The organism is Vibrio sp. 1557 (genome assembly GCF_033340175.1).
GTDB classification, from domain to species: Bacteria; Pseudomonadota; Gammaproteobacteria; order Enterobacterales; family Vibrionaceae; genus Vibrio; species Vibrio alginolyticus.
The window spans coordinates 1-1,005 of record NZ_JAWOVZ010000315.1 but is presented as its reverse complement, the minus strand read 5'-3'; the positions used below and the strand labels follow the sequence as shown (position 1 = coordinate 1,005).

General features: G+C 41.6%; 1 protein-coding gene and 1 pseudogene. Both read right to left on the bottom strand.

What is annotated here, in order from left to right; genetic code table 11:
• Positions 1–536 (bottom strand): glycosyltransferase family 2 protein (locus R7070_RS26730; protein WP_318141595.1); only part of this gene is annotated, 536 nt, incomplete at its 3' end.
• 53 nt (positions 537–589) lie between these two features.
• Positions 590–1,005, bottom strand: a pseudogene (locus R7070_RS26725) (GDP-mannose 4,6-dehydratase); the annotation flags it as partial.

The following is a 1,005-nucleotide window of genomic DNA, read 5'->3' as shown; positions in this document are numbered from 1 at the left end:
CGATGCATATGATCAAAATACGGCAAGCGCAGATAAGTCGATTTAGGGATGACTTTAAGTCCACAACCAGAATCTGGAACACCATCACCTAGTAATGCATGGCGCACTTTGTTCGCCACCTTCGATTGAAACCTAACCCAAGCTGTATCCAACCTTTTCGCTCGATAACCCGCGATGCAAAAGTTCGGATTGCTGACTTTAGCAGCAAGCTCAAGCATCTTAGGCATATCCGACGGATCGTTCTGTCCATCAGCATCGGAGGTAACGATCCACTCGCCTTTTGCATGTTTGACGGCAGTTAACACTGCTGTGCTTTGACCGCAACTATGTTCGTGGCTTACCACTTGCAGGTCACACCCACATTCTTTAGCAGCTTCAAGTGCCTCTTGCACCGTATCATCGGTACTACCGTCGTCCGTAATGACAATTTCGACGTTAGGGTATGCTTCTAAACTGGCATGAATTTCTTTCACTAACTTCCCGATATTTCCTTGTTCATTTTTTGCAGGAATAACGACTGATATACTCGGTAACATAGCTCTAACCTTATGTGAACTCTCGACCTTGAAAGTTCTGAATGACAAATCTTTTACTTGTTATAAAAATTCCGGTACCAAGCGACAAACTCGGCAATACCTTCTTCTACGGAAACTGACGGCCGGTAACCAGTGGCTTGATAGAAAGCTGTTGTATCAGCATAGGTTTGGTATACATCTCCTGGCTGCATCTCTCGATAATTTTTCTTTGCTTCTATTCCGAGTTCATTTTCTATTGCTTTGATAAAATCCATCAAACAAATCGGTGAACCATAACCAATATTGTAAATAGAATAAGGAGCAGAACTATCCGCTGGAGTACTATTTTCAAACTGCCATCGCTGATTAATTCTTGGTATGACATCAGAAATTCTGACTATCCCTTCGACAATGTCATTAATATGGGTAAAGTCCCTCCACATATCACCATTATTATTAATATCAATATACTGACCGTTAATTATTTTCT